Raw genomic sequence first — 3003 nt, 5'->3', positions numbered from 1 at the left:
CAAGTAGAAGTCGTGGCCGACCAGTTCCATCTCGTAGAGGGCCTGGTCGAGGCTCATCGGGGCGGCGACGTGGGTCTTCTCTCGGACGACGAGGGGGCCTTCGCCCTTGACCTCGAGCGAGCCGATCTTCTTGGTCGGCACCCCGTCGGTGTCCTCGTCGTGGACGGGCTGGCCGTTGCCGTTCAGTGTTGCCGCGTCCGGCACGTGGTCGGGGACCTCTGCCGCCGAGATCCGCCGTGCGCCTCGGCGCGAGTACCGCTTGTCGTGCTGCTTGCGCAGCCGGGCATCCAGTTTCTCCGCCGCCAGGTCGAGGGCTGCGTACGGATCGCTGGCCGCTGCCTCCGCCCGGATCACCGGACCGCGGGAGCGGAGCGTGATCTCCACTCGGTCACAGCGGTCGGCCTGTCGGGGGTTGGGCTCTTTGGACACCTCGACGTCGAGGCTGATCACCTTGGCATCGAGCCTCTGGATCTTCTCCAGCTTCAGCTTCTCGGCCACGTGCTTGCGGAACCGCTCGGGCACCTCGGTCTTGCGGCCCTTGACGACGATGTCCACGCAGAACTCCGTTCCCGGATCGCTCCGCTGCATCGGCGGAGCATCTCCCTTTCGCACCAGGCCCGGTGGTCACCAGGCCTCGGACTCGGTGACTTCCACCTCCTCCTCCCCCATGGGCGAGATCTGCACCCCGCCGTGCGGGTGATTGCGGAAAAACCACAACATGCCCACAGCACGGCATTCGGATATGCGAGGCCTGGCCTGCGCCTTTCCTCACACCCGAACATATCTCGCCCGGACGGATGTCGTCACCCTCTACTGCGGCGTACCTCCGTTCAGGTGAATTGAGGCTCTCATCACCTGCAACGATGCAAGTTGACGTTCAGTTCCTGTTTATTCCGAAAGAATCGCGAGGAGCGGCGATCACCGCGGCACGGAGCATCCGCCCGAGGCCGTTCGGAGCCGTCTTTTCCGGTGCACTGTGCACCCACTCGCTCCTCTCCTGTCGTTCACCGATCCGTTGTTCCTCCCTACCTTCCCGAGTTATCGCCTCATACACGACCGTTCCGCGATCGGGGCCGGATGCACCCGCCTCCCGCAGGGCCCGCGCCGCCTCCGCGAGACTGGCTCCTGTCGTCATCAGGTCGTCGACGAGCACCACGCGGCCCGCGCCGAGCAGCCGGCCGCTGCCCGGCCGCACCTCCAGCGCCCCGGCGAGGTTCTCCAGGCGCTGCCGGGCGTCCAGCCCCGCCTGGTCCGCCACGGCCCGCCGCTGGCGCAGCACGGCCGTCACCCGGGCGGGTGTTCCGGTGCGCCGCAGTTGCCCGGCCGCCGCGAGCGCCATCCGCCGCACCGGATCGTGCCCCCGCGCCCGCACCGCCCACCGGGCGGAGGGCACGGGAACCAGCAGCACGGGCCCGCGCCCCGGCCCGTCCACCGGCCCGGCGCCGCCGCCGGGTCCGCCGAGGCCCGCCCGGACGGCCCCAGCCAGCGCCCTGCCCAGCACTCCCGCGAGGAGCAGCGCACCACGCTCCTTGTGCGCGAGCAGGAGCGCGCGCACCTCCGCCGCGTACGGAGACACCGCGTGCACCACCGGCAGTCCGGCCGGCTCCGGCACCGGCCGCACCCGCCGGGGCACCGCCGCGTCGAGCATGGCCCGGCACCGCGCGCAGAGCGCCGTACGAGGTGCGTCACAGCCCGCGCAGTCGGCCGGCAGCACCAGGTCGGTGAGGTCCTGCCACCACCCCCGCATGACCACCACTGTGCCCCTGCCGGCGACCGTCGGCCACCCCTGTGGACAACGCCCTGTGGACAACGCCAGATGCACGACCCCGGGCACCGCCCACGGGTACGCGGAGGGCGCGACTGCCGGCACCTCCGGCCCGCCGGACCCGGCGGTCAGCCGGACCCAGCGGTCAGCCGGTCTCGGCGGTCAGCCCGGATAGACCGGCGCGGTCCCGTCCTTGTCGACCTTCTGCCACTGGGCCCCGGACGGCAGCCGCACGATCCCGTCCTCCGAGTAGGCCACCAGCGGCACCCGCTCGTCCTCGGACGCGGCGATCGCCTTGACGCTGGTGAGCGCGCCCGGTGCCGGGCCGTCGAGGGTGGAGCCGTCGACCTCGACGTACCGCATCTGCTGCACGCCGCCCTGCTCCTGCCCGACGACGAGCAGCCTGCTGTCCCCGGCCCAGGAGATGGCGCTGACCTGCTCCAGGTCCGGTGCCGCCGACCTGAGTCCGTCGACCGAGATGCCCTGCCCGGTCCCGTCGTCGCGCTGGATCCGGCCGATGAACAGGGACTGCTTGCCGTCCTTCGCCACGACCAGCGCGATCCGCGCCCCGTCCGCGGCCACCCGGACGTCCTCGATCCGGCCGGACAGGTCCGGCACGGCCACCTGCTCCGACTTGGTGCCGCCCTGTTCCAGCACGAACAGCCCCGGCCGGTGCGGATCACGGTCGGCCACCCACAGATCGCCGCGGGCGTCCCAGCTCGGTGTGGTCAGCCGCTCGGCGGGGGTCGGACCGGCGCTGGTCACCGGCGGCGCGCCGAACGACCCGCCCGACGCCAGCGGTGTCACGTACAGCGACCTGCCCTCGTCGCCCACGCCGGCCGCGGTGTGCTCGTCGCGGGACACCGCGACCGACTGCAGCTTCTTGCCGCCCTCGCCCAGCGGGCCCGGCAGCGGGACGGATCCGGTGCCGGTGCTCCCGGCCTGCATGCGTACCGCCCGGTGCTTGCCGTCGAGGAAGTACAGGTACTCGGGGGGCTTGGACGCACCGTGCCAGGCGGCCGACTCGGCACGCTCCTCGGTCAGTTCGCACAACCGGTCCCCGCCGGCGCCCTGCAGCTCCACGGACTCCAGCGTGGGCGTCAGGTTCCGCAGGGTGAACAGCACCTGCGTCGCCATCTCGGCGCACTTGCTCGCGGCGACCTGCGAAGGCCTGAGGTTCAGCGGCACCGTCAGCCTGTTCTGGTCGTCCGGTGCCAGCCCGGACACGCCCTTCCGCA

At 71.9% G+C, this 3003-nt stretch carries 3 protein-coding genes; all 3 read right to left on the bottom strand.

Annotated elements, in window-relative coordinates; all coding sequences use genetic code 11:
• The coding region (hpf, locus tag IE312_RS17365; RefSeq protein ID WP_229900051.1) for a ribosome hibernation-promoting factor, HPF/YfiA family at positions 1-555 on the bottom strand (555 nt) is incomplete at its 3' end.
• 322 nt (positions 556-877) lie between these two features.
• On the bottom strand, positions 878-1747 hold the full coding sequence (locus tag IE312_RS17360) for a ComF family protein (RefSeq protein WP_189982777.1): 870 nt from the start codon (positions 1745-1747) through the stop codon (positions 878-880).
• A 180-nt stretch (positions 1748-1927) separates the two neighbouring features.
• Positions 1928-3003: LpqB family beta-propeller domain-containing protein (locus tag IE312_RS40545; protein ID WP_229899966.1), on the bottom strand; the 1076-nt coding region annotated here is incomplete at its 5' end.

It is taken from the genome of Streptomyces capoamus, from assembly GCF_014654935.1.
Classification (GTDB): domain Bacteria; phylum Actinomycetota; class Actinomycetes; order Streptomycetales; family Streptomycetaceae; genus Streptomyces; species Streptomyces capoamus.
This window is presented reverse-complemented; position numbering and strand designations above follow the sequence as displayed.

Bases quoted from the DNA above. Each gene is read 5' to 3' on its own strand.
- IE312_RS17360 (WP_189982777.1), bottom strand. From the start codon at position 1,747: ATGCGGGGGTGGTGGCAGGACCTCACCGACCTGGTGCTGCCGGCCGAC.